This window comes from Arthrobacter sp. TMN-50 (genome assembly GCF_054511125.1).
Genome location: NZ_JBTNDG010000033.1, coordinates 1 through 2,016 on the forward strand (window position 1 = coordinate 1; position 2,016 = coordinate 2,016).

The 2,016-nt window shown below is 60.4% G+C and carries 2 protein-coding genes; both read right to left on the reverse strand.

Annotation, left to right across the window (positions count from 1 at the left end):
* Nucleotides 1-493 precede the first annotated feature (493 nt).
* On the reverse strand, nucleotides 494-1,246 hold the full coding sequence (locus ACX80A_RS15170) for a hypothetical protein (protein ID WP_459260594.1): 753 nt from the start codon (nucleotides 1,244-1,246) through the stop codon (nucleotides 494-496).
* Nucleotides 1,243-1,737: a DUF421 domain-containing protein gene (locus tag ACX80A_RS15175; protein ID WP_459260595.1), complete on the reverse strand. Its 495-nt coding sequence runs from the start codon at nucleotides 1,735-1,737 to the stop codon at nucleotides 1,243-1,245. Before ACX80A_RS15175 ends, ACX80A_RS15170 begins: the two co-directional genes overlap by 4 nt.
* Nucleotides 1,738-2,016: the final 279 nt, after the last annotated feature.

A 2,016-nucleotide genomic window follows, 5' to 3' on the forward strand; every position in this document is an offset into this window, starting at 1 on the left:
GCCTGATCCTCAAACCGGGTAATCGCCATACACCAATTCTATCGAACACACCTTCGAACAAACCAGCAAAATCCACCAATGTGGAGGAGAAGAGCGCTGAGTTATCCACACCGGGGAAAAGCTAGCCCCGCCCCAAATACGCTTCCTTCACAGGATTCAGCTAGATATCCAAAGGCCTGCCAGCTCCAGATGATCCACCAGATCGGGATCATTCCCCGCTTGATGGGAACTTTATAGCCCCGGCGTTGGGCCCGCCGGTGATTGTGCCGACGGATTGGGCAACCGTCGTCGGCGTGAACTTCGGGCTCCAGAAAACGAGGTCAACCGGGCAGGTCAGTGAGAGTTTGGCGGCTCAGGTAGGTGCAACCCGCACGCGCTATTGCCCTTGGGGTCGGCGGAGGCAGCGCACGATGGCGGCTGTTCGCCATCGACCACTCGCCCGCCAGCACAGTAGCCACCGTGGCCCCTGTCCTGCTCAGCAGGCGAACCCCACTCAGTTATCCAGAGTTACTGGTGCTTGTCCCAGCTCCGGGGAAGCGTCGCCGGGCGTCGCCACCTGGGCCGTCGGGACTTGATCCCTGAGGAAGAAGGCTCCTAAAGATCCCGCGAGGGTCGCGAAGACTGCGACCGAGTAGATAGCCAGTGACACCTGCAGGATCCGGGCGAAAGGGTCGGATGGAGTGATACCTGCCCCCGTGATGGTCGCCATGGCGGATTCGAACAACGCTTCGATATACGACTCGTGGGATCCAGTGGCGTAAAGCAGTTGGCTGGCGGCAAGGATGACTACCGCTGTCACCGCAGCAAGCCAGGCGATCCTGCTAGAGAGCAACCTGCCAGCGGATCGGGATCCTCTAATCCCCGCCGAGAGGATGCCACCGAACCGGGCGAACCGCGCGAGCCGGACCAGTCGGAACGCCTGCAGGGCTCTAAAGAACCTGAGGAACGGCACAAGGAGGAAGACCACTTGCCACCAGTTGCGGCGCCAGAACGCTTTACTGAAACTCCCTACATAGGCACGGAGCAGAAACTCCGCAACAAAGACAGCCCAGAAGATCCAGCCAACAACGCTGAACACCAGTACAAGAGTCGGGTCTTCGGCCAACAGCTGGCCCAGCACAATGAAGAGGAATATGATGCCAAGGATCCCCATCGGCTTGTCGAGCCGTTTGGCTAGCTCTTCGGCCGAGCGGAGCCGGTCCGTCAGAGCTGGACGCGCCTCGGGGATGTCACCCGAACGAGTCATCGGGTGTCCGTCTCGGTCCAGTTGGCTACCCCGGCGAGGGCCGAACTTGTCCCGATCTTGCTGTGGGGGATGACGCTAATTGTGCCGTTGGTTTCGAGTACAACAGCCGCAATGTCGGCTACGGAGCCTGAGCCGGTACTGCGGATCGCTTGAAGCACTTCAGACTCCGTCAAGCGGTTGTTGCGTAACTGCGCAGGTTGCAACTGCCCGTCGATGACCAGGGCGACCGGCCGTGCGGTGACAACCGATCGTACCCGGGGCCAGCGGGCCGATAGCCAGGCGACAACAAACTGCAACGACGCCAGCAGCACCAGGGCAGCGAACCCCTGGGCGAAGGTAACGTCGGCGCTGAGCAGGATCGTCGCCAGCGTGGATCCAAGCGCTACCGTGACGATGAAGTCGAAGGCATTGAGCTGCCCCAATGTTCGCTTACCGGACGCCCGGAGCACCACTACCAATGCGGCGTAGGACACCGAACCAATTACAAGCACCCTAAAAACCTGTTCCCACGATTCAAACCACATAGGGCAATGGTTTCACAGGTGCCAACATCGCGGCGGCAACCCGCGGTTGCGCCCCATGCCGATTCATCTGCGCGACTATGCCCTACGAGGGCTCGATACATTGCCAACAGGCGGTCGGCTAGTGCACGGCGCCTACCCCGTTACATTTATTGGAGTCCTCGAAGGTCGGGGGCTTGGTCGCTGGGCTTGGTATGACTTTCTGCCCCTGTCATTGATGATCCGGGGGGTGCTGTCGCCAGGTTCGGA

What these genes read in the sequence shown, in the direction of transcription:
- ACX80A_RS15170 (WP_459260594.1), bottom strand. Translation starts at nt 1,246, where the DNA reads ATGACTCGTTCGGGTGACATCCCCGAGGCGCGTCCAGCTCTGACGGAC.